Genomic DNA, 21,250 nt, shown 5'->3' on the forward strand with positions numbered 1-21,250 from the left:
GTCTTCCTGGTCAGCCACAACAACAAGTCCATCCGGGACACCTGCGACCGGGTGCTGTGGCTGGAGAAGGGCGAGCTCCTCATGGACGGCCCCACCGCCGACGTCCTCAAGGAGTACGAGGCCTTCACCAAGAAGTAGCCGACGGCGGCACGAGAACCGCGAAAGACGGGGAGGGCCCCGGAGCATCTGCTCCGGGGCCCTCCCCGTCCGGCGTCAGCGGCTCAGCCGTGCTGGCGCAGCAGCGTCCGCATCGTGCGCATGGCGACCGAGAGGTTGGCCAGGTCGAAGGCGTCCGACCCCTCGATCTCCTCCAGCGTGGCCCGCGCCCGGCCCAGGATCGCGGCGTTCTTCTCCTCCCACGCCTTGAAGCGCTGCTCCGGTGTGGCGTTGCCGTTGCCCGCCGAGAGAACGTCGGCGGTCAGCGCGGCGTGCGCGGCGAACAGGTCCTCGCGGATGGCGGCCCGGGCCATGGACTGCCAGCGGTCGTTGCGCGGCAGCTCCAGGATGCGGTCCAGGAGCTGGTTGATCCGCAGCCGGTCGCCCAGGTCGTAGTAGACCTCGGCGACGTCCAGCGGCTCCTTGCCGGTGCGGTCGGCGATGGCCACGATGTCCAGCGCGGGGAAGGCCGACGAGAACCCGGCCACCCGGTGCGCCAGCTCCTCCGGCACGCCCGCCTCGGTGAGCTGCCCGAAGATCGACTGGTACCACTCCATGTCGCTGCCGCGCAGCAGCTTGGGCAGCTCGGCCCAGACCGCGGCGACCCGGTCCCGGAAGAAGTCGATGGTGCCGGACAGCTCCAGCGGCTGCGGGCGGTTGTTGAGCAGCCAGCGGGTGCCGCGCTCGACCAGCCGCCGGGAGTGCAGCCGGATGCGGGTCTGCACCTCCGCCGGCACCTTGTTGTCCAGCGCCTCGACGTCGTCCCAGACCCGGCCCAGGTCGAAGATCGCGCGGGCCGCGGTGTGCGCCCGGACGACCTCTTCCAGGGAGGCGCCGGTCTCCTCCTGCATACGGTGCAGGAAGCTCGTGCCACCGCTGTTGACCGTGTCGTTGACCAGCACCGTCGTGGTGATCTCACGGTGCAGGGCGTGGTGGTCGACCTGCTCCGGGAAGCGCTCGCGCAGCGCGGACGGGAAGTACGCGTGCAGCAGGTGCCGGAAGTACGGGTCGTCCGGCAGCTCGGTCTTGATCAGCGCGTCGGCCACCGTGATCTTGGTGTACGCCAGCAGGACCGCGGTCTCCGGCTGCGTCAGGCCGCGGCCGTTGTTCAGCCGCTCCCGGATCTGCCGGTCGGAGGGCAGGAACTCCAGCGCCCGGTCCAGGTGACCGTCGCGCACCAGCCGGCGGAGGAACCGCTGCTGGGCGTGGAGCATGCTGGGGGACTGGGCGATGGCCAGCGACAGGGCGACGTTCTGCGCGTAGTTGTTGCGCAGCACCAGCGAGCCGACCTCGTCGGTCATCTCGGCGAGCAGCTTGTTGCGCTGCTTGACCGTCATGTCGCCGTCGGCCACCACGGAGTTCAGCAGGATCTTGATGTTCACCTCGTGGTCCGAGGTGTCCACGCCGGCGCTGTTGTCGATCGCGTCGGTGTTGATCCGGCCGCCGTTCTGGGCGTACTCGATGCGGCCGAGCTGGGTCAGGCCCAGGTTGCCGCCCTCGCCCACGACCTTGACCCGCAGGTCCTGGCCGTCGACCCGGATCGCGTCGTTGGACTTGTCGCCGACGTCCGCGTTCGACTCGGTGGAGGCCTTCACGTACGTCCCGATGCCGCCGTTCCACAGCAGGTCCACCGGCGCCTGGAAGATGGCCTTCATCAGGTCGGCCGGCGTCATCTTCGTGACGCCCGCATCGATGCCCAGCGCGGCACGGACGTGCTGGTTGATCGGGATGGACTTGGCCGTACGCGGGTGGATGCCGCCGCCCTGGGACAGCAGCTCCTTGTTGTAGTCCGCCCACGAGGAACGGGGCAGCTCGAACAGCCGGCGGCGCTCGGCGTACGAGGTGGCCGCGTCCGGGTTCGGGTCGAGGAAGATGTGCCGGTGATCGAATGCGGCGACCAGCCGGATGTGCTCGGAGAGCAGCATGCCGTTGCCGAACACGTCACCGGACATGTCGCCGACGCCGACGACCGTGAAGTCCTCGGTCTGGGTGTCCGTGCCCAGCTCCCGGAAGTGGCGCTTGACCGACTCCCAGGCGCCGCGCGCGGTGATGCCCATGCCCTTGTGGTCGTAGCCCGCCGAACCGCCGGAGGCGAAGGCGTCGCCCAGCCAGAAGCCGTAGGACTCGGCGACCTCGTTGGCGATGTCGGAGAACTTCGCGGTGCCCTTGTCGGCCGCGACGACGAGGTAGGTGTCGTCGCCGTCGTGCCGGACCACGTCCTCCGGGTGCACGACCTCGCCGCCGACGAGGTTGTCGGTGATGTCCAGCAGACCGGAGATGAAGGTCTTGTACGAGGCGATGCCCTCGGCCAGCCACGCGTCCCGGTCCACGGCCGGGTCCGGCAGCTGCTTGCCGACGAAGCCGCCCTTCGCGCCGACCGGCACGATGACGGTGTTCTTGACCATCTGCGCCTTGACCAGGCCGAGGATCTCCGTACGGAAGTCCTCCCGCCGGTCCGACCAGCGCAGACCACCGCGCGCCACCTTGCCGAACCGCAGGTGGACGCCCTCGACGCGCGGCGAGTACACCCAGATCTCGAACGCCGGGCGGGGCGCCGGCAGGTCCGGGATGGCCTGCGGGTCCAGCTTCAGCGACAGGTAGGAGTGCGGCTCGCCGTTGCTGTCCTTCTGGAAGTGGTTGGTGCGCAGCGTCGCCTTGATGACGGTGAGGAACGACCGCAGGATGCGGTCCTCGTCCAGCGAGGCCACCTGGTCCAGCGCGCCGTCCAGCTCCTCCAGCAGCCCGTCGATCAGCTCCGTGCCGGCCCGCTGCCGGGCCGGGGCCATCCGCGCCTCGAAGAGGTGGACCAGCAGCCGGGTGGTGTGGACGTTGTAGGAGAGGGTGTCCTCCATGTACGTCTGGCTGAAGGTCGAGCCGGCCTGCCGCAGGTACTTCGCGTACGCGCGCAGCACCATCGCCTGCCGCCAGTCCAGGCCCGCGCCCAGCACCAGCTTGTTGAAGTTGTCGCTCTCCGCGCGGCCCGTCCACACCGCCGTGAAGGCGTCCTGGAAGCGCTCGCGGTAGTCGTCGCCGTTCGGCCGCTCCGGCATCCGCAGGCCGAAGTCGTAGATCCAGGAGCTGGACCGGTCCTGGCAGCGCAGCTCGTGCGGCCGCTCGTCGACCACCTCGACGCCGAGGCGGTTCAGCAGCGGCAGCACCTTGGACAGCGAGACCGGGTCACCGGTGCGGTAGATCTTGAAGCGGCGCTCGCCGGGGCCCGCGCCGACCGGCTCGTACAGGCTGACCTCGAAGTTCCGGCCCTCCTCCGCGGTACGCAGCTTCTCCAGGTGCTGGAGGTCGGCGACCGCGGCGCGCGGGGAGTTGTCGGCCTTGTAGCCCTCGGGGAAGGCGTGCGCGTACCGGCGCAGCAGCTCGGCCGCGCGCTCCTCGCCGCACTCGGCGTTCAGCGCCTCGGCGAAGCCGTCCTCCCAGGAGCGGGCCGCCTCGACCAGCCGCGCCTCGATGCGGTCCGCGTCGGCGTCGGTGAGGTCGGGCAGCGTGGCGCCCGGCGCGACCCGGATGACGAAGTGCAGCCGGGAGAGGATGGACTCGGTGTTCCAGGCCGTGAAGTCGACGCTGGTGCCGCCCAGCTCCTCCTTGAGGATGTCGATCAGGCGCAGCCGGACGCCGGTGGTGTAGCGGTCCCGCGGGAGGTAGACCAGCGCGGAGTAGTAGCGCCCGTACTCGTCCTGGCGCAGGTACAGCCGCAGCCGGCGGCGCTCCTGGAGGTAGAGCACGCTGGTGGCGATGGCGCGCAGCTGGTCGACCGGGGTCTGGAACAGCTCGTCGCGCGGGTAGGTCTCCAGGATCTGGAGCAGGTCGCGGCCGTCGTGGCTGTTGGGCGAGAAGCCGGCGCCCTCCAGCACCTCGGTGACCTTGCGGCGGATGACCGGCACGCGGCGGACCGACTCGGTGTACGCGGCGGACGAGAACAGGCCGAGGAAGCGGCGCTCACCGACGACGTTCCCCTGCGCGTCGAACTTCTTCACGCCGACGTAGTCGAGGTAGCTCGGCCGGTGCACGGTCGCACGGCTGTTCGCCTTCGTCAGGATCAGCAGCTTGTGCTCGCGGGCCTTCTTGCGGGCGTCCTTGGGGAGACGGTTGAAGGACGGGGAGACGGGGTGGCCCTCGTCGTCCTCGTGGTGCTGCGGGTCCGAGCGCAGGATGCCGAGGCCGGTACCGGCAACGGCGGTGAGCACGTCCTCGTCGCCGTCGCCCTCGCCGGGCGCCGGGGTCAGCTCGTACTCGCGGTAGCCGAGGAAGGTGAAGTGGTCGGCGGCCAGCCAGCGCAGCAGCTCCCGGGCCTCCTCCACCTCGCGGTCGCGCAGGTCGTCGGCGGTGGGCTCGACGGGCAGCTCGTCCGCGATGCGCAGCGCGGAGTCGCGCATCTTCTCCCAGTCCTCGACGGCCTCGCGCACGTCGTTGAGGACCCGCACCAGATCGGCGGTGATCTGCTTGAGGTCCTCGCGGTCGGTCTCCCGGTCGATCTCGACGTGGATCCAGGACTCCACGAAGGCGTCGTGCGGCAGCTCGGCACCCTTGCCCTTGCCGGGCGTGCCGTGCGCCTCGTCCTCGGCGTCCAGGATTTCGATCAGCTTGCCGGTGACGTCACGCCGGACGACGACCTGCGGGTGGATCACGACATGGATGCCGCGCCCCTGCCGCGACAGCTCGTTCGTCACGGAGTCCACGAGGAAGGGCATGTCATCGGTCACGACCTCGACGACGGAGTGGCTGCAGGTCCAGCCGTTCTCCTCGACGGTCGGGGTGTGCACTCTGACGTTCGCCGTGCCCTGCGGCCGGTTGCCCGCGAGGCGGTGGTGCGAGAGCGCCGCGCCGAAGACGTCGACCGGGTCCCGCCCGGTGAGGTCCTCCGGGGCGGTGTGCAGGTAGTAACGCTGGAGGTATCCACTGAGGGTGTCCGGGTCCAGGCCCGGTACCGGTGACTGCCCTCCCGCCGGCCCGCTCTCAGCGACCCTGGCGGCCTTCGTGAGCAGCTCGGTCTTGGCTTCGTCCAGCTTGGTCTGCATGTCCTCTGGCTCCTGTCGCGCGCCGTTGCGTGACGTTGTGGAAATGAGTGGAAACGGCATGACGCCGGACCGGCGCATCACGGAACCCCGGGATGGACCCGGGACCGTGTCCGGTCGGATTCGACGCTATGCCGCGATGAGGGGCGACCGGGGCGGAATTGGCCAGATTTGACATTCCTGGCACCTGGTCGACACAGGAATGATCAACGGCCGCCCGGGCACCGTCGTGTCCCGGGCGCGGGGCAGGGGCCTCGACGCCCCCGCGGGTTATCGCGCTGATCACGCTGCCAGGCTATCGCTCCTGGCCCGGTGGTCGTCATGGGCCTTGTGTGTACAAAACCACACCCAGTTCTTTGCCGGTATGGACAGAGACGCACCTCGCCCGGTCTCACTCGGGCGCCCGCAGGGGGTCTTGGCAAGCGCTGCCGACCGGAGGACCTTGAGCGGTACGGAGTCGGACGCGAGCCGCGCGGAGGTACGCCATGGCAGCCAAAATCCTGATCGTGACCGGGGACGCGGCGGAATCCCTGGAGGTCCTGTACCCGTACCAGCGGCTCCGCGAGGAGGGCTACGACGTCCACATCGCCGCCCCGGCTCGCAAGACGCTACGGTTCGTCGTCCATGACTTCGAACCTGGGTTCGATACATATACCGAGAAGCCCGGCTACACCTGGCCGGCGGACCTGGCGTTCTCCGAAGTCGACCCGGGCAGTTACGCCGCTCTGGTGATCCCCGGCGGCCGGGCCCCCGAATACCTGCGCAACGACGCCGAGCTGCGCAAGGTCGTCAAGGCCTTCTTCGACGCCGACAAGCCGGTCGCCCAGATCTGCCACGGCCCCCTGCTCACGGCGGCGATCGGCCGCCTGAACGGCCGCCGGGTCACCTCCTATCCCGCACTGGAGATGGACATGCAGGCCGCGGGCGCCGGCTACCGCGACGCCGAGGTCGTCGTCGACGGCACCCTGGTCTCCTCCCGCGCCTGGCCCGACCACGCCGGCTGGATGCGCGAATTCCTGAAGGTACTGCGGGCCAAGGCACCGGCGGTGTGAGGGGGCGGGCCGCCGGGGCGTCCCGGGCCTGATCGGGCGGGACGCGGAGTGCGGCGACCAAGCGGAGGGTGGCGGCCCTCAGAGGGCCAGGCGCTCCGCGGTCAGGACGGCCTCGGCGAGGCTGTCGACGACCGGCACCCCGGCCTCCAGGAGGCTCGTCCGGCTGTGCGAGCCGCCCGTGTAGAGCACCGCGTGCGCCCCCGCGTACCGGGCCGCCAGCGCGTCGTCCACGGCGTCGCCGATGACGACCGTGCGGCCCGGGTCGACCCGCGCGCTCTCCAGCGCCGCGAGGTGCCGCACCATGTGCTCGCTCTTGCCGCCGCCGGACGGCCCGGTCCGGCCGTCCACCCGTATGAAATGTGCCTCGATGCCGAAGTCGCGCACGAGCGGCAGCAGCTCCTCGTGGCCGTACATGCTCAGGATCGACTGGCTGCGCCCTGCCGCGCCCCAGCTCTCCAGCAGCGTCTCCACGCCCTCGGCGAGCGCACACGCCTCCCGCTGGAGGGTGTAGTGCCGGTGGAACGCCTCGTCCATGACCGCCCACTCGGCCTCGGTCGGCAGCCGTCCCATCAGCCGCTCGTAGAACCGCGGGACCGGCACGCAGTACAGCTCGCGGTAACGCTCCAGGGTGATCGGGGGCAGGCCGATCTCACCGAACGCGGCGTTGGTCGCCCCGATCACGGCGTCGATGTCGTGAAAGAGCGTGCCGTTCCAGTCCCAGACGATGTGCGTCGCGTGCTTCCCCATGCGAGAAAGGTACCCACGCCCACCGACAATCCGGCCGCCCGTGCCCATAACCGCAGGTCAGGGCCGTAGGGAGCTGAGGGGGAAAGGCGGGGCCACGGCATCGCGCGACCGCCCCGCTCCGACCCGGATCCGGTCCCGGGTCCGGGCCCCCGTCAGCCGATCAGGTTCGGAATCTCCTGCACACCGAACCACATCAGCTCGTGGTCCTCGGCCCCGTCCACGGTGAACTGCGCGTCGTCGTCGCCCTGGTCCGCCGCCCCCAGCGCCGCGGCCGCGGCGGTGACGTCCGGCTCCGCGTCGTCCGAGTCGACATGCACGGCTGCCGCCTTCTTCATCGGCACCGGCCCGACCACCCGCACGACGCCCAGCGCCGACTTGTCCAGCCCCCGGTCCGGGTCCACGGACGCGGCACCGTCGGCGACGTCGACGGCCACCACGACGCGCCGCCTGGCGGCGCCGGGGTCGGTGGCCAGCAGTCGCAGCGAGGCCTGGGCGGCCCGGTTCAGCGCGGCGTACTCCAGCTCCTCGATGTCGTCGGAGACGTACCACTCGCGCAGCGCGGGCGTGACGGCGTAGGCCTCCAGCGGGCCGGAGCCCACCTCACCCGCCTTGTACGCCTCTGCGAGACCGGAGAGGGTCAGGGGGACGTAGACACGCATGGCCGCCGCTTTCGTATCGGACTGCTGGGACTGGTCGCTCTGATCGGGCGCAGGCAGCCAGCATACGGGCGCGGTTCCCCCTTCGTGCCGCCGGTACGGCCCGGGGACGGGCCGCCGGACACCCCGCCCGACACCGCCCTCGGCCGGGCCGCGCACCGCCCATCACCCTGATAGGTGAATCTTCCGGCCCCCTCCGTCGCACGCACGACCGCCTTGCCGCCCCTCCGCGCCCCTCGGTAGAAGAGCCCCACGCAAAAGCTACTGCCCGGTACCCAACGGGAACGGGCGGAACGGGGGCCATGATGACCACGACCACGCCACAGCCCGAAGCACCACCGGCAACGCCACCCGCCCCGGCTTCGAGGGCCTCGGCCTCGGCCCCGCCTGCTTCGGCTTCGGCTTCGGCTTCGGCTGCCGCAGCCTCACGCGCCGCTGCGGCCTCCACCACGCCCGCGCCACCGGCGTCCCGCCCCGGCCCTCCGTCCCGCCCCGGCGCCCCGGGCCGTACCGGCGGACCGCCCCGCGCCGGCGGTGCCCCGAGCCGTCCCGGGGGTCGCCGCGACAGCCGCCGTCCCGGCGACCGCACGGCTCCGAGCGGCCCCCGCACACCGGGTGCTCCCCGTACACCGGACGGCCCCCGCTCCGCGCCCAGTGGCCCCGCCCCCGGGCTTACGGAGGCCACGGCCCGTACGGAGTCCGCGGCCCGTACGGAGTCCGCGGCCCGGCTCCCGCGCGTCGACGCCCGCCGTCGGGCGGCGGAGCGGCAGCCGCACCGCTGGTTCGCCGACCAGCTCGTCCTCACCCTGAGCGGCCGGCGGCCCGTCCACGCGCTGCTGGGCCACGCCCTGCCCGCCGCCTACGACCGGCTCGCGGAACTCGCCCCGCAGGCCCCGCTGCGCCCCGTGGGGCCGTACCGTCGCGACCCGGAGCCCCGGGTCCGCGACTGCGGCGTGTACTCCCCGCGGCGCGGCGTCATCGAGGCCTTCGCCCGGATCACCGCGGGCGAACGCGTACGCGCCCTCGCCTTCCGCCTCGAACGCGGCGACGACGCCCGCTGGCGCTGCGCCGCCCTGGACATCGGCCCCTCGACGTCTGTCTGGAGCCGCACCACCTGACCCACCACCGGCCCGGGCCCCGGCCTCGGCCCCGGAGCAACCGGCCACCTGGACACCTGGACACCCGGTACACACGCCGCTCCGGCCACCCGGGCCCGCAAGAGCCTCCGGTGGTCGTCCCACGACAAAGCCGGGGCCCCGCAGCACTCGCTGCGGGGCCCCGGCCGTCGGCGCGCTCGTCGGCTGCGCCGACCTCGTCACTTCTTGCGGCGTCGGCCGCCCTTCTGGGCCTTGCGGCGCTCGGCGCGCGTCATGCCGTCCGACTCCGAGCGGGTCTCGCCCGCGGGCACGGCGTCGGTGGTGAAGTCGCCCTCGACGACCCCGCCCTCGCCGTCCACCGTCGGCGCGGAGAAGTGCATCCGCTCCGGCCGCTGCGGCGCCTCCAGCCCCTTGGCGTGGATCTCCGGCCGGGCCCCGGCCTGCGCCGGCACCGTGTCCTGCACGTCCTTCGCCGGCGAGGTCCGCTCCGCGGCGTCCTCCACCGGGACCTCCTCGACCTGCTGCTCGACCTGGACCTCCAGGTTGAACAGGTAGCCGACGGACTCCTCCTTGATGCCCTCCATCATGGCGGTGAACATGTCGAAGCCCTCGCGCTGGTACTCGACCAGCGGGTCCTTCTGGGCCATCGCCCGCAGGCCGATGCCCTCCTGGAGGTAGTCCATCTCGTAGAGGTGCTCGCGCCACTTGCGGTCCAGGACGGACAGCACCACGCGGCGCTCCAGCTCACGCATGATCTCCGAGCCGAGCTGCTCCTCGCGGGCCGCGTACTGCTCGTGGATGTCGTCCTTGACCGCCTCGGCGATGAACTCGGCGGTGATCCCGGCGCGGTCGCCGACCTCGTCCTCCAGCTCCTCCACGGTCACCTTGACCGGGTAGAGCTGCTTGAACGCGCCCCACAGCCGGTCCAGGTCCCACTCCTCGGCGAAGCCCTCGACCGTCTCCGCCTGGATGTAGGCGTCGATGGTGTCGTCCATGAAGTGCTTGATCTGCTCCTGGAGGTCCTCGCCCTCCAGGACGCGGCGGCGCTCGCCGTAGATGACCTCGCGCTGGCGGTTGAGCACCTCGTCGTACTTCAGGACGTTCTTCCGCGTCTCGAAGTTCTGCTGCTCGACCTGCGACTGCGCGGAGGCGATGGCGCGGGTGACCATCTTGTTCTCGATCGGCACATCGTCCGGCACGTTGGCCATGGCCATCACGCGCTCGACCATCTGGGCCTTGAAGAGGCGCATCAGGTCGTCACCGAGGGAGAGGTAGAACCGGGACTCGCCGGGGTCGCCCTGACGGCCGGAACGACCGCGCAGCTGGTTGTCGATACGGCGCGACTCGTGCCGCTCCGTACCGAGGACGTAGAGCCCGCCGAGGTCCTTGACCTCCTCGAACTCCGCCCTGACCGCGGCCTCGGCCTTCTCCAGGGCGGCGGGCAGCGCGGCCGCCCACTCCTCGGCGTGCTCGACCGGGTCCAGGCCCATGCCGCGCAGCTCGGTCTCGGCCATGTCGTCGGGGTTGCCGCCGAGCTTGATGTCCGTACCGCGGCCGGCCATGTTCGTCGCCACCGTGACGGCGCCCTTGCGGCCGGCCTGGGCGACGATCGACGCCTCCCGGTCGTGCTGCTTGGCGTTGAGCACCTCGTGCACCACGCCGCGCTTGTTCAGCTGCTGCGAGAGGTACTCGGACTTCTCGACCGAGGTGGTGCCGACGAGGATCGGCTGGCCCCGCTCGTGCTTCTCGGCGATGTCGTCGACCACCGCGGCGAACTTCGCGACCTCGGTACGGTAGATCAGGTCCGCCTGGTCCTTGCGGACCATCGGCTTGTTCGTCGGGATCGGGACGACGCCGAGCTTGTAGATCTGGTGGAACTCGGCCGCCTCGGTCATGGCCGTACCGGTCATGCCGGAGAGCTTGTCGTAGAGGCGGAAGAAGTTCTGGAGGGTGATCGTGGCGAGGGTCTGGTTCTCGTCCTTGATCTCCACCCCTTCCTTCGCCTCGATCGCCTGGTGCATGCCCTCGTTGTAGCGGCGGCCGGCGAGGATACGGCCGGTGTGCTCGTCGACGATCATGACCTCGCCGTCGATGACGACGTAGTCCTTGTCCTTCTTGAACAGTTCCTTCGCCTTGATGGCGTTGTTCAGATAACCGACGAGCGGGGTGTTGACCGACTCGTACAGGTTGTCGATGCCCAGCCAGTCCTCGACCTTGCTGACGCCGGACTCGTGGATGCCGACCGTACGCTTCTTCTCGTCGACGTCGTAGTCGCCGGTCTCGTCGACGCCGCGCTGCGGGTTGGCCGCCTCGCCCTTCTTCAGGCGCTTGACCAGCTTGGCGAAGTCGCCGTACCACTTCGTCGCGGAGTCCGCGGGACCGGAGATGATCAGCGGCGTCCGGGCCTCGTCGACCAGGATGGAGTCGACCTCGTCGACGATCGCGAAGTTGTGCCCGCGCTGGACCAACTCGTCCTGCGACCACGCCATGTTGTCGCGGAGGTAGTCGAAGCCGAACTCGTTGTTCGTGCCGTAGGTGATGTCGCAGCCGTACTGCTCGCGGCGCTGCGCCGGCGTCATGTTCGCCAGGATGCAACCCACCGAGAGGCCCAGGAACTTGTGGACCCGGCCCATCATCTCGGAGTCGCGCTCGGCCAGGTAGTCGTTGACCGTGATGAGGTGGACACCGTCGCCGGACAGCGCGTTCAGATACGCGGGCAGGGTGCCGACCAGGGTCTTGCCCTCACCGGTCTTCATCTCGGCGACGTACCCGAGGTGCAGCGCGGCGCCGCCCATCAGCTGAACGTCGTAGTGGCGCTGGCCGAGCACCCGCTTGGCGGCCTCGCGGACGGTCGCGAACGCCTCGGGGAGCAGGTCGTCCAGGCTCTCGCCGTCGGCGTACCGCTCCTTGTACTCGTCGGTGAGGGCGCGGAGCTCGGCGTCGGAGAGTTTGACGAAGTCCTCTTCGATGGAGTTGACCTGGCCCGCGATGCGGTGCAGTTTGCGCAGGATCTTGCCTTCGCCTGCACGCATGATCTTCGTCAAGACGGACACTTGGGCTGGTCTCCTCGCCGGTCGGGCCTGTGCACGGTCGGTGCGCGGGCGCGGCATTTTTCCAAGGGGCAGGCCCCGCCGCAACGGCCATCGTAAGGGAGGACCCCACTCAGCAGGGAGGTCCGTCGCCCGAAGGCCCCTGTCCCTTCTCCACAACGTTCCACGACTCGCTACGACACTGTCGGCCACCTCTCTCCGGTCCTCTCGCTACGACAACGCGCGAGGCCCGCAGAAGGTGCCGGTACGCGGCCGGAACACGTTCCGGTTCGCGCGCGGGGCGAAAGCGGGTCCGGCGTGCCGCGGTGCCGGCGTCCTGCCTGAGTACGACGGTTCCGGGCGCGCCCCGGGGCGCAGCGTAATTCCTTCGCCCCGGCCGCGGCCAATACGCACACTGACAAGATGGAACCCGTCATCCTCACCACCGAACGGCTCGTCCTGCGCCCCTTCCGCCCCGCCGACGCCGCGGCCGTGCACGCCGCGTGTCAGGACCCCGACATCCCGCGCTGGACGACCGTCCCCTCCCCGTACACCCGCGCGCACGCGGAGGACTTCGTGGGCCCGTTCACCGCCCGCGGCTGGCGGGAGGACACCACGTACACGTTCGCCGTGACGCTCAAGGAGGACGGCCGCCCGGCGGGCGACGGAGCGCTGGTGGGCTCGGCGGGCCTGGTACGGATGACCCGGCTGGGGTCGCCCGATCGCCAGGCCGAGCTCGGGTACTGGTCGGTCAAGGAGCACCGCGGCCGCGGATACACCGCCGAGGCCGCCCGCGCGATCGCGCGCTGGGCGTTCACCGACCTCGGCGTGGAGCGCATGGAGTGGTTCGCCGAGGCGGGCAACGAAGCGTCGCGCGCCGTCGCCCTGAAGACCGGTTTCCGCATGGAGGGCACGATCCGCGCGAAGATCCCCCACCAGGGCACCCGCCGCGACGCCTGGGCGGCCTCTCTCCTCCCCTCCGACCTGGGCCTTCCCTCGGAGACGCCGTACCTGCCGTACGGCGGGCGGGCCGGCTGAGCCGCCGGCACCGGGAACGGATGATCGATTCTGCGGCCCGTTGTCAGTACCCGGTCCTAGTCTGATCGGCATGACAGCCGTGCCTGCCGTGCAGCCCGTGACCAGCCTGTCCGCCGACGAAGCGCGCCGCCTCGCGCTCCGCGCCCAGGGCTTCCTGGGCGCGCCCGACCGGCGCGCGGGGGTGCGAGGCGTCCTGCGCCGCCTGGGCGCCGTGCAGCTCGACACGATCTCCGTGCTGGCCCGCTCCCATGAACTGATCCCCTACGCCCGCCTCGGCGCGGTCGGCCGCGCCGCCGTGGAGTCGGCGTACTGGACCCCGCGCCCGGAGACGGACGGCGCCGCCCCGCCGACCGGCGCCGCGTACGCCCCGCACAGCTTCGAGTACTGGTCGCACGCCGCCTGCATCCTGCCCGTCGAGGAGTGGCCGCACTTCGCGTTCCGCCGCCGGGCCATGCGGGCGCGCGGCCACCGCTGGCACGTCATGAAGGACTCCGAGCGCTCGTGCGCCGCCGTCCTGGACCGGCTGAAGGCCGACGGCCCGCTCACCACCACCCAGCTGGGCGGCGGCCGGAACGGCGGCGAGTGGTGGGACTGGTCCGAGACGAAGATCGCGGTGGAGTGGCTCCTCGACACCGGCGAGGTGGTGTGCACGGAGCGCCGTGGCTGGAAGCGGGTGTACGACCTCGCCGAGCGCGCCGTCCCCGACGATCTGCTGCACGACGACCTGGACGACCCCGAGTGCGTCCGCCGCCTCGTCGCACAGGCCGGGGCGGCGCTGGGCGTGGCCACCCGCGCGGACCTGGCGGACTACCACCGCCTCAAGGGCGAGCAGGTCAGCGCGGTCATCGAGGCGACGGGGCTGGTGCCCGTCGAGGTCGAGGGCTGGTCCAAGCCCGCCTGGGCGGACCCGGCCGCGCTGGCCGAGCCGCCGCGCGGCCGGCACCGCACGACGCTGCTCTCGCCGTTCGACTCGCTGATCTGGGACCGGCCGCGTACGGAGCGGATGTTCGGCTTCACGCACCGGCTGGAGGCGTACGTCCCCAGGCCCAAGCGGATACACGGTTATTTCGCGATGCCGCTGCTGGTCGGCGGCAAGCTGGTCGGCCGGGTGGATCCGGCCCGGGAGGGGAGGACGCTCGTGGCCCGTCAGGTCTCGATGCAGGGGCCCAAGGCCGTTCGCCCCATGGCGCAGGCCCTGCGGGAAGCCGCCTCCTGGGTCGACTGCGACGACATCCGCGTCGAACGCTGCGACGACCCGGTCCTGCTCGCCGCCCTGAACGCCGAGCTGTCCGGCTGACGCGCCGCGGGCGGGCCGGTGACCGCCGGCTCGCCCGCTAGCGGATCTCCAGGATCTTCTCGCGCATCGCGTAGACCACCGCTTCCATCCGGGAGTGCAGCTGCAGCTTCTCCAGGATGTTGCGTACGTGGTTCTTCACGGTGTTCTCGGAGATGAAGAGCTCCTTGGCGATGTCGCGGTTGTTCATCCCCGTGGCGACGAGCTTCAGCACCTCCAGCTCGCGGTCGGTGAGCCGCGGCGCGGGGACGAGCCGTCGCTCGTCCGTCCGCTGGATCATCGACTTGAACTCGGTGAGCAGCTTGGACGCCATCGAAGGGCTGATCTGCGACTGGCCGTCCGCGACCGCGCGGATCGCCGTGGCCACCTCGTCGGTGGAAATCTCCTTGAGGAGGTAACCCGTGGCCCCCGCCTTGATCGCGTCGTAGAGGTCGGCCTCCTCGTCGCTGATCGTCAGCATGATGATCTTCGCGCTGGGGGCCACTTCCTTGATGGAGGTACACGCCTCGATACCGCCCCGCCGCGGCATCCGGACGTCCATCAGCACGATGTCCGGCAGCAGGTCGGCGGCCTTGTCCACGGCCTCGGCGCCGTCCCCGGCCTCGCCGACGACCTGGATGTCCTCTTCCTGGGCCAGCACGATTTCCAGCCCGCGCCGGAAGAGCGCGTGGTCGTCCACCACCAGGACTCTGATCGGCTCCTTGCGGGGCGCGGTCACGCCCGAGCCGACACCATCGGCCATGCCGATGCGGTCATCGTCCGCTTCATTGCGCACAGGCCCGAAGCTGTCCCCCATCGTTCCTCCCCGTCAACTACTCGGCCCGGAAGGCCTGAGTTTGGTCATAAGGCTGGTTGACAACAGCCCGCTACGGCCAGCCCGATCAGCGCCATACACAAACCGTCTCTCCGGCATGTCGCACTTCGTGTCCCAACACCCTGGCCGCACAGACACTATACGGCCTCAACTCCTGCTCACAGCGGCCACAATGGCGCCCCCGGCGCACGCCGGGGGCGCCTCGTCAGTGGGCTCAGCCGCCGAGCGCCCCGCCGGCTTCGGTGGGCGATCCGTCCGCGAACGGATCGGAGTTCAGGCGGATGACGCCGTAGTCGTACGCGTGCCTCCGGTAGACCACGCTCGGCTGCTTGGTGTCGGCATCGACGAAGAGGTAGAAGTCGTGACCGACCAACTCCATCTCATAGAGCGCCTGATCGAGGGTCATGGGTGCCGCGGAGTGGGTCTTCTCGCGGACGACCAGGGGACCTTCGCCCTGGACCTCCAGCGACCCGATCCGGGTGGTCGGCACCTTCTCCTCGTCGGAGGATTCCTGGCCGCCGAGTTCACCGTTGGTGTTGAGCCGCGCGGCGTCCGGGACGCTCACGGCCACGTCACTGGCCGGGATGCGCCCGCTGCCGCGCCGCGAGTGACGCTTGTCGTGCTGCTTACGGAGTCGCGCCTCGAGCTTGGCCGTGGCCAGATCGAGCGCGGCGTACGGGTCGGCGGCGGCTGCCTCGGCCCGGACCACCGGGCCACGGGACCGGAGAGTGATCTCCACCCGGTCGGAACGGTCGGCCTGCCGCGGGTTGGGCTCCTTGGACACCTCGACGTCGAGGCTGATCACCTTGCCGTCGAGCTTCTGGACCTTGTCCAGCTTCAGCTTCTCGGCCACGTGCTTCCGGAACCGCTCGGGCACCTCGGTCTTGCGGCCCTTGACGACGATGTCCACGCAGAACTCCGTTCCCGGATCACTCCGCCCTGTGCGAGCGAGGTGATGCCTTCTTGCACCAGGCTCCGACAAGTGCCGAAGCCTCGGACTTGGCGACTTTCACCTCCTTCTCCCCCACGTACCAGGACTCCACTCCAGCCGTTTTCAGCATCTCTGCCGGTACCAGGAACCGCACCTATCCGGCATTCGAGGCAAAGCGTCCTCCAAGTCCTCACAACCGAACATAGCTCGCTTGGTGGGTTGTCGGCACCCCCTCCTGGGGGGTAGCTCCGTTTGAGTGATTTTTGGCCCTCAGTACCTGCAACGATGAATTTTCCCGGTCAGTTCCAGTTGATTTCGAAAGCGCCGGGCGAAGCCGCCACCACGGCCGCTCCCGCCACTCTCCCTCCCGCCTCTCCGACCGCCCGCGCCGCCTCGGCCAGCGACGCTCCGGTGGTCATCAGGTCGTCCACCAGCACCACAGGCCCGCCGCGCAGCAGCCGCCCGCCACCGGCCACCACCTCCAGGGCCCCGGCCAGATTCCGTTGCCGCTGCCGCGCGCCGAGCCCGGCTTGATCGAGCACCGTCCGCCGCTGCCGCAGGGCGGCCAGCACGCGCGCCCCGGTCCCGCCGCGCCGCAGCTCCCGCGCCGCCGCCAGCGCGATTCTCCGTACCGGGTCGTGGCCCCGCCCGGCCACCGCACGCGGAGCGGACGGCACGGGTATCAGCAGCAGCGGCCCGTGGCCCGGCCGCAGGCCCCGCACGGCCCCCGCCAGCGCCCCGCCCAGCGGCACGGCCAGGGCCAGCGCGCCCCGCTCCTTGTGCGCCAGCAGGACCGCCCGCACCGCGTCGGCGTACGCAGCGGCCGCATACACCCTCGGCAGCCCCGGCGGCGCGGGACTGGGCCGCACCCGCCGCGGCCCACGCCGTCTCCCGGCCGCCTGCCCGCCCCCGGCGTACAGCGACCGCGCGCATTCCTCGCACAGCTCCGTCCGCGGCCTGCCGCACCCTGCGCAGCCGACCGGCAGAACCAGCCCGGCGAACTCCCGCCACAACCCCCGCATACCTCTACTGTCCCGCCCTCGCCGCCGCCCCACCACCCCTGTGGATAAGTCCACGGGCGGGACGGCTGCGGGAGGCCGCGCGGGCGGCTCATGGACAGCTCGTGGGTGGCTCGTGGGCAGCTCTCGGGCGGTTTCACCTGCGGAAAGGCCCCTGCCCCGCCCGTCCGGAAAACGGGCAGAGGACCGGGCGAGGGTCGGCCTGGCCCGCCGTTCACCCCGGGTAGACCGGAGCCGTACCTCGCGTCGCCACGGTCTTCCAGTTCGCGTCCAGCGGCAGCCGGACGATGCCCTCGTCCGCGTCCGCGATCAGCGGCCGGCTCTCGTCCTCCGAGGCCGCGACCGACTCGACGCCGTTCACACCGGGGAGCGTCTGCGTGTTGGACGCCGAACCGTCCGTCTCCATGAACTGCATCTGCTGCACCCCGCCGGACTGCCGGCCGACCACGACCAGCCGGCTGTCGCCCGCCCAGGAGGCGGCCACGACGTCCTCCAGCTGCGGCGCTATCGGGCGCAGCGCCTCGACGGACAGTTTGGGGTTCATCGCCGTACCGCCGCGTTCCACCCGGCCCAGCTGCAGGGTCGTCCGCCCCTTGTCCTCGATGAGCATCGCGATCCGGATGCCGTCCGACGCCACCCTGATCGCCTTGATACGCCGCTTGCCGAGCCCGGATACGGCGACCTCCTGCGGTTCGCCCTTGCCCGACCGGAGCCGCAGCAGCCGCGATCCGTCGTCGTCCCGGTCGGCGATCCACAGGTCGCCGAGGCCGTCCCAGCTCGGCGCGGTCAGCCCGTCCGTCTCGTTCTTCGCCTTGCTGCGCAGCCGTACCTCGGCCCGGTCGGCCTTCTCGTCCAGGTCGGCGACGTACAGCGCGCGGCCGTTGAGCGAGACGCCTGCCGCGGTCGTCTCCCCGTGCGCGACGCCGACGGAGCGCAGCGCGATCTTCCCCGTACCCAGCGGCCCGGGCACCGGCGTCGCGTCGGTCACGGAGTCCGTCATGCTGACCACCCGGTGGTCACCGTCGATGTAGTACTCCAGCGCCGTGTGCCGCGCCCTGGCCTGCTGCGCGTACCCGTCCACCGCGTCCTGCTGCTTCAGGCTGCACAGCGATTCACCGTGGTCGTCCTGGAGCTCCACCTCGCTGACCTTCGAAGCGCGCGCCATGCCCTGCACCGTGAAGAGCACCTGGGCGGCCATCCGCCGGCACTGGCCGGCCTCGATGCCCTCGGCCTTCTTGTTGAGCCGCACCCGCAGCGCGTTGGAGTCGTCCAGCGTGAGGGTGGGGCGGGTGACGCGCGTGCCCTCCGGGAACGCGGAAGTCGCCACCTTGTCCAGCCAGTTGGTCGGCCCCTGCAGCAGAGCGTTCACACTGGCCGTGACGGGGTCTATCCGCTGCCGCAGATACACGGGATCGGCGACGAGCACGTTCTTGCCCGCCCGCGGCTCCCCGGCCTCGGACTTGTACGCCGCGAAGTAGTACTTGTTGACGGGCTGATAGATGCGCTGGAAGTCCGGCAGGCCGAGCACCAGGCCGTTCGGCAGCCGGTCGATGCGCCACTGCCCGTTCTCCCGGGTCAGGTGCATCGTGTCCTTGTACGCCTTCTCCTGGGGCGTATAGGCGTGCTTGCGGTCCACCGTGGCCACCTGGGCGCCCTCGAGCGAGACGGTGTAGCCCTTGGCGTCCTCCCGGTTGGACGGGCTGCCCTCCGGGGTGGCCTTGGGCCGCTCCTGGAGCACCTTCGTGGTCACGAACGGCTGCCACGCCTTACGGGCCGGCGTGGCCAGGTACTGCTTGGCGGTGCGGAGGTTGGCCTCGTCGCTGGTCAGCGCGTCGAGGAAGCCGCGCACGATGTCGGTCGGCTGCGCCCCGTCCTGCGGCGGCACGCCGTAGACCCGCACCTGGGAGTCGGCGTCCGCGCGCGAGGCCTGGTCGACCGGCAGCGATTCGCCCTCGTCCGGCATCGACGCGCACCCGGCCAGCAGCATCGCCCCGGCGGCGAGCACCGCGACCGTACGGGGCCGTGTCCAGCTCAGCCGCCCGCCGTGCCGCATTCCGCCGCGCTTCTGATCAGCGCCGGTCACGAGGCTCGCCCTCCTGTTCCCTGACCGCCGTTCCCACCTGTCCCCCGGCCGCCGTTCTCACCTGTTCCCCGGCCGTTCCCGCCCTCGTCCGTACGGGGGCGGGCGTCCGTGGAGGCACGGGAGTCGGTACGCACGGGCGCCTCCGTCCGCACGCGACCCTCGGCGGCCCCGTCCGGGCCGGCGCCCCGAGGCTCCGTCCCATGAGGCGCGTTCCCCGCGTCCCCGTCGTGCGGCGCTCCGCCGTCACCCGCTCCGTTGCGCGCGCCGGCCCCGTTGTGCACGGCGCTCTCCTGAGGCGCGCTCCCGTTGCCCACGGCCCCGCTTCCGTTGCTCGCGGCTCCGTTCCCGCCCTTGTCCGCGGCTCCGTTCCCGCCGGCGTGCGTGCCGGGGTGTGTGCCGTGCCTCTCGGCGCCGTTGCCGGCCTGGGCCGGGACGGCCTGGGCCGGGAGCGTGAGCGCGGGCTTGCGCGCCTCGATGGCGCGGTGCCCGGCCGCACGGCTGCGGGCGCAGTTGCGCCGCGAGTCCTCCGGCTCCAGTGGGATCGGCGAACCGCGCAGCGCCTCACCGGCCGTACGCGGCAGGGTCAGCCGGAACTGCGAGCCGCCGCCCGGCTCGCCCCACGCCTGGAGCCAGCCGCCGTGCAGCCGCGCGTCCTCGACCGCGATCGACAGACCGAGGCCCGTGCCGCCGGTCGTGCGCGCCCGGGCCGGGTCCGCGCGCCAGAACCGGTTGAAGACCCGTGTGGCCTCACCGGGCCGCAGCCCGACGCCGTAGTCCCGTACCGCGACGGCCACCGCGCCGCCGCTCCGCCCGCCGGCCGAGGCCAGGCGGACGACGATGTCCCGGCCCTCGCCGTGCTCCACGGCGTTGACCACGAGGTTGCGCAGCACCCGCTCCGCGCGCCGGGCGTCCGCCTCGGCGACCACCGGGTACTCGGCGCCGCGCACGATGATGCGGCTGCCCTTGGCCTCGGCCAGCGGCTCGGCGCCCTCGATGACCCGGTGGACGACGTCCCGCAGGTCGATCGGCTCGGCCTCCAGGGCGGCGGCGCCCGCGTCGAACCGGCTGATCTCCAGCAGGTCCGCCAGCAGCGACTCGAACCGGTCCAGCTGGCCGCGGAGCAGCTCCGCCGAGCGCGCGGTGGCCGGGTCGAAGTCGTCGCGCGCGTCGTGGATGAGGTCGGCGGCCATCCGTACGGTCGTCAGCGGCGTCCGCAGCTCGTGCGACACGTCGGACACGAAGCGGCGCTGCATCCGGGAGAGCGCCTCCAGCTGCTGGATCTTGCTCTGGAGGTTCTGCGCCATCTTGTTGAACGATTCGCCCAGCCGTGCGATGTCGTCTTCGCCGGTGACCTTCATCCGTTCCTGCAGCAGCCCGGCGGCCAGCCGCTCGGAGATCCCCGCGGCCATCCGTACCGGGGTGACGACCTGCCGTACGACCAGCCAGGCGATCGCCCCGAGCAGCACCACGACGAAGACGCCGGCGGTGGCGAGGGTGCCCTTGACCAGGCTGAGCGACTTCTCCTCCTGACTGAAGGAGAACAGGTAGTAGAGCTGGTACGGGTTGCTGTTGACGTCGTCCAGGCGCTTGCCGATCACCAGCGCCGGCTCGCCCTCGTCCGACCCGACCCGCTTGATCTGGGTGTACTCGCGGTACGTGCCCGCCTGCTTGTCCAGCTTCCGCCGCATCTCTGCTGGCACGCTGCGCTCCGGGTCCACGTCGCCCGAAGCGCGCGGCCCCCGGATGCCGGGACTGTCGTCCACGAAGGGCTGCTCGACGGCGGAGTCCGAGCTGAGCGCGACCACCGAGAACACGCCCTGCCCGCCACTGGCGAGCTGCTCGACCAGGCTGGTGAGCCAGGTCGCGGAGTCCTGCGCGCCGCGGTTACCGGTCCGCTGGGCGTCGTCCCCACGGGTGTCGCCGGCGCCGTCGGCCATCTGCTGCGCCACGGCGAAGCCGCCGGCGGCCTGGCTCTGCGCGGCCTGCCGCTTGGCGTCCAGCAGGCCGTTCCGTACCTGCCCGATCACCACGAGGCCGAGCAGCAGCACCACGCCGAGCGACATCAGCAGGGTCGTCGCGACGACCCGCAGCTGGATGTTGCGTCGCCACAGGCGCATCGCGGGCAGCAGCGGCCTGCGTACCCAGCGGCCGATGAGGCGCAGCACGGGGTGGACGGGCCCGGCACCGGGCCCGTCCGGCAGCAGCTGCTGCCCGCCTCGTACGAAGCGCTCCAGGAAGGACATGTCGTCCGCCGTGTCAGCGGCCCGCCCCCGCGTCCCCTCCGGAGCCGAACCGTCCCGGGGCATG

The 21,250-nt window shown here is 71.3% G+C and carries 13 protein-coding genes and 1 pseudogene; 5 read left to right on the forward strand and 9 right to left on the reverse strand.

Going from position 1 to position 21,250, the window contains the following annotated elements; all coding sequences use genetic code 11:
* A pseudogene (locus ACIGQF_RS38275) lies at positions 1-138 on the forward strand (ABC transporter ATP-binding protein); the annotation flags it as partial.
* 83 nt (positions 139-221) lie between these two features.
* Here ACIGQF_RS38275 and ACIGQF_RS38280 read toward each other — a convergent pair.
* A complete protein-coding gene (locus ACIGQF_RS38280) occupies positions 222-5,186 on the reverse strand; it encodes an NAD-glutamate dehydrogenase (protein WP_399720670.1) in 4,965 nt (1,654 codons plus the stop codon).
* Between the two features lie 482 nt (positions 5,187-5,668).
* Here ACIGQF_RS38280 and ACIGQF_RS38285 point away from each other — a divergent pair, with 482 nt between their 5' ends.
* On the forward strand, positions 5,669-6,235 hold the full coding sequence (locus tag ACIGQF_RS38285; RefSeq protein WP_399720673.1) for a DJ-1/PfpI family protein: 567 nt from the start codon (positions 5,669-5,671) through the stop codon (positions 6,233-6,235).
* A gap of 78 nt (positions 6,236-6,313) precedes the next feature.
* Here ACIGQF_RS38285 and ACIGQF_RS38290 read toward each other — a convergent pair whose 3' ends face one another.
* Together ACIGQF_RS38290 and ACIGQF_RS38295 are read right to left on the reverse strand one after the other, a co-directional pair.
* The gene (locus tag ACIGQF_RS38290) at positions 6,314-6,982 is read right to left on the reverse strand and encodes an HAD family hydrolase (protein ID WP_399720676.1); all 669 of its coding nucleotides are present in this window, start codon (positions 6,980-6,982) and stop codon (positions 6,314-6,316) included.
* A 152-nt stretch (positions 6,983-7,134) separates the two neighbouring features.
* A complete protein-coding gene (locus ACIGQF_RS38295; RefSeq protein ID WP_361562543.1) occupies positions 7,135-7,641 on the reverse strand; it encodes a DUF6912 family protein in 507 nt (168 codons plus the stop codon).
* 299 nt (positions 7,642-7,940) lie between these two features.
* Here ACIGQF_RS38295 and ACIGQF_RS38300 point away from each other — a divergent pair, with 299 nt between their 5' ends.
* Positions 7,941-8,756, forward strand: a complete 816-nt coding sequence (locus ACIGQF_RS38300; RefSeq protein WP_399720680.1) for an Rv3235 family protein — start codon at positions 7,941-7,943, stop codon at positions 8,754-8,756.
* A 197-nt stretch (positions 8,757-8,953) separates the two neighbouring features.
* Here the strand turns inward: ACIGQF_RS38300 and secA are convergent, their stop codons facing one another.
* The gene (gene secA, locus ACIGQF_RS38305) at positions 8,954-11,788 is read right to left on the reverse strand and encodes a preprotein translocase subunit SecA (RefSeq protein ID WP_399720683.1); all 2,835 of its coding nucleotides are present in this window, start codon (positions 11,786-11,788) and stop codon (positions 8,954-8,956) included.
* Between the two features lie 399 nt (positions 11,789-12,187).
* On the opposite strand from secA, the gene ACIGQF_RS38310 reads away from it, so the two are divergent.
* On the forward strand, positions 12,188-12,802 hold the full coding sequence (locus tag ACIGQF_RS38310) for a GNAT family N-acetyltransferase (protein WP_399720687.1): 615 nt from the start codon (positions 12,188-12,190) through the stop codon (positions 12,800-12,802).
* A gap of 70 nt (positions 12,803-12,872) precedes the next feature.
* A complete protein-coding gene (locus tag ACIGQF_RS38315; RefSeq protein WP_399720690.1) occupies positions 12,873-14,099 on the forward strand; it encodes a winged helix-turn-helix domain-containing protein in 1,227 nt (408 codons plus the stop codon).
* A gap of 37 nt (positions 14,100-14,136) precedes the next feature.
* Here ACIGQF_RS38315 and ACIGQF_RS38320 read toward each other — a convergent pair whose 3' ends face one another.
* The 5 genes from ACIGQF_RS38320 to mtrB all read right to left on the reverse strand — a co-directional run bounded on the left by ACIGQF_RS38320 (position 14,137) and on the right by mtrB (position 21,249).
* On the reverse strand, positions 14,137-14,892 hold the full coding sequence (locus tag ACIGQF_RS38320; RefSeq protein ID WP_361568439.1) for a response regulator transcription factor: 756 nt from the start codon (positions 14,890-14,892) through the stop codon (positions 14,137-14,139).
* 232 nt (positions 14,893-15,124) lie between these two features.
* Positions 15,125-15,820: a ribosome hibernation-promoting factor, HPF/YfiA family gene (gene hpf / locus ACIGQF_RS38325; RefSeq protein ID WP_399720694.1), complete on the reverse strand. Its 696-nt coding sequence runs from the start codon at positions 15,818-15,820 to the stop codon at positions 15,125-15,127.
* A gap of 320 nt (positions 15,821-16,140) precedes the next feature.
* Complete coding sequence (locus ACIGQF_RS38330) at positions 16,141-16,863, reverse strand: ComF family protein (protein WP_399720697.1); 723 nt, start codon at positions 16,861-16,863, stop codon at positions 16,141-16,143.
* A gap of 211 nt (positions 16,864-17,074) precedes the next feature.
* On the reverse strand, positions 17,075-18,913 hold the full coding sequence (locus tag ACIGQF_RS38335; protein WP_399720723.1) for an LpqB family beta-propeller domain-containing protein: 1,839 nt from the start codon (positions 18,911-18,913) through the stop codon (positions 17,075-17,077).
* Positions 18,914-18,939: 26 nt separating this feature from the next.
* Positions 18,940-21,249, reverse strand: a complete 2,310-nt coding sequence (mtrB, locus tag ACIGQF_RS38340; protein WP_399720700.1) for an MtrAB system histidine kinase MtrB — start codon at positions 21,247-21,249, stop codon at positions 18,940-18,942.
* Position 21,250 lies beyond the last annotated feature (1 nt).

The sequence above is a fragment of the Streptomyces sp. NPDC053560 genome (genome assembly GCF_044544605.1).
Lineage (GTDB): Bacteria > Actinomycetota > Actinomycetes > Streptomycetales > Streptomycetaceae > Streptomyces.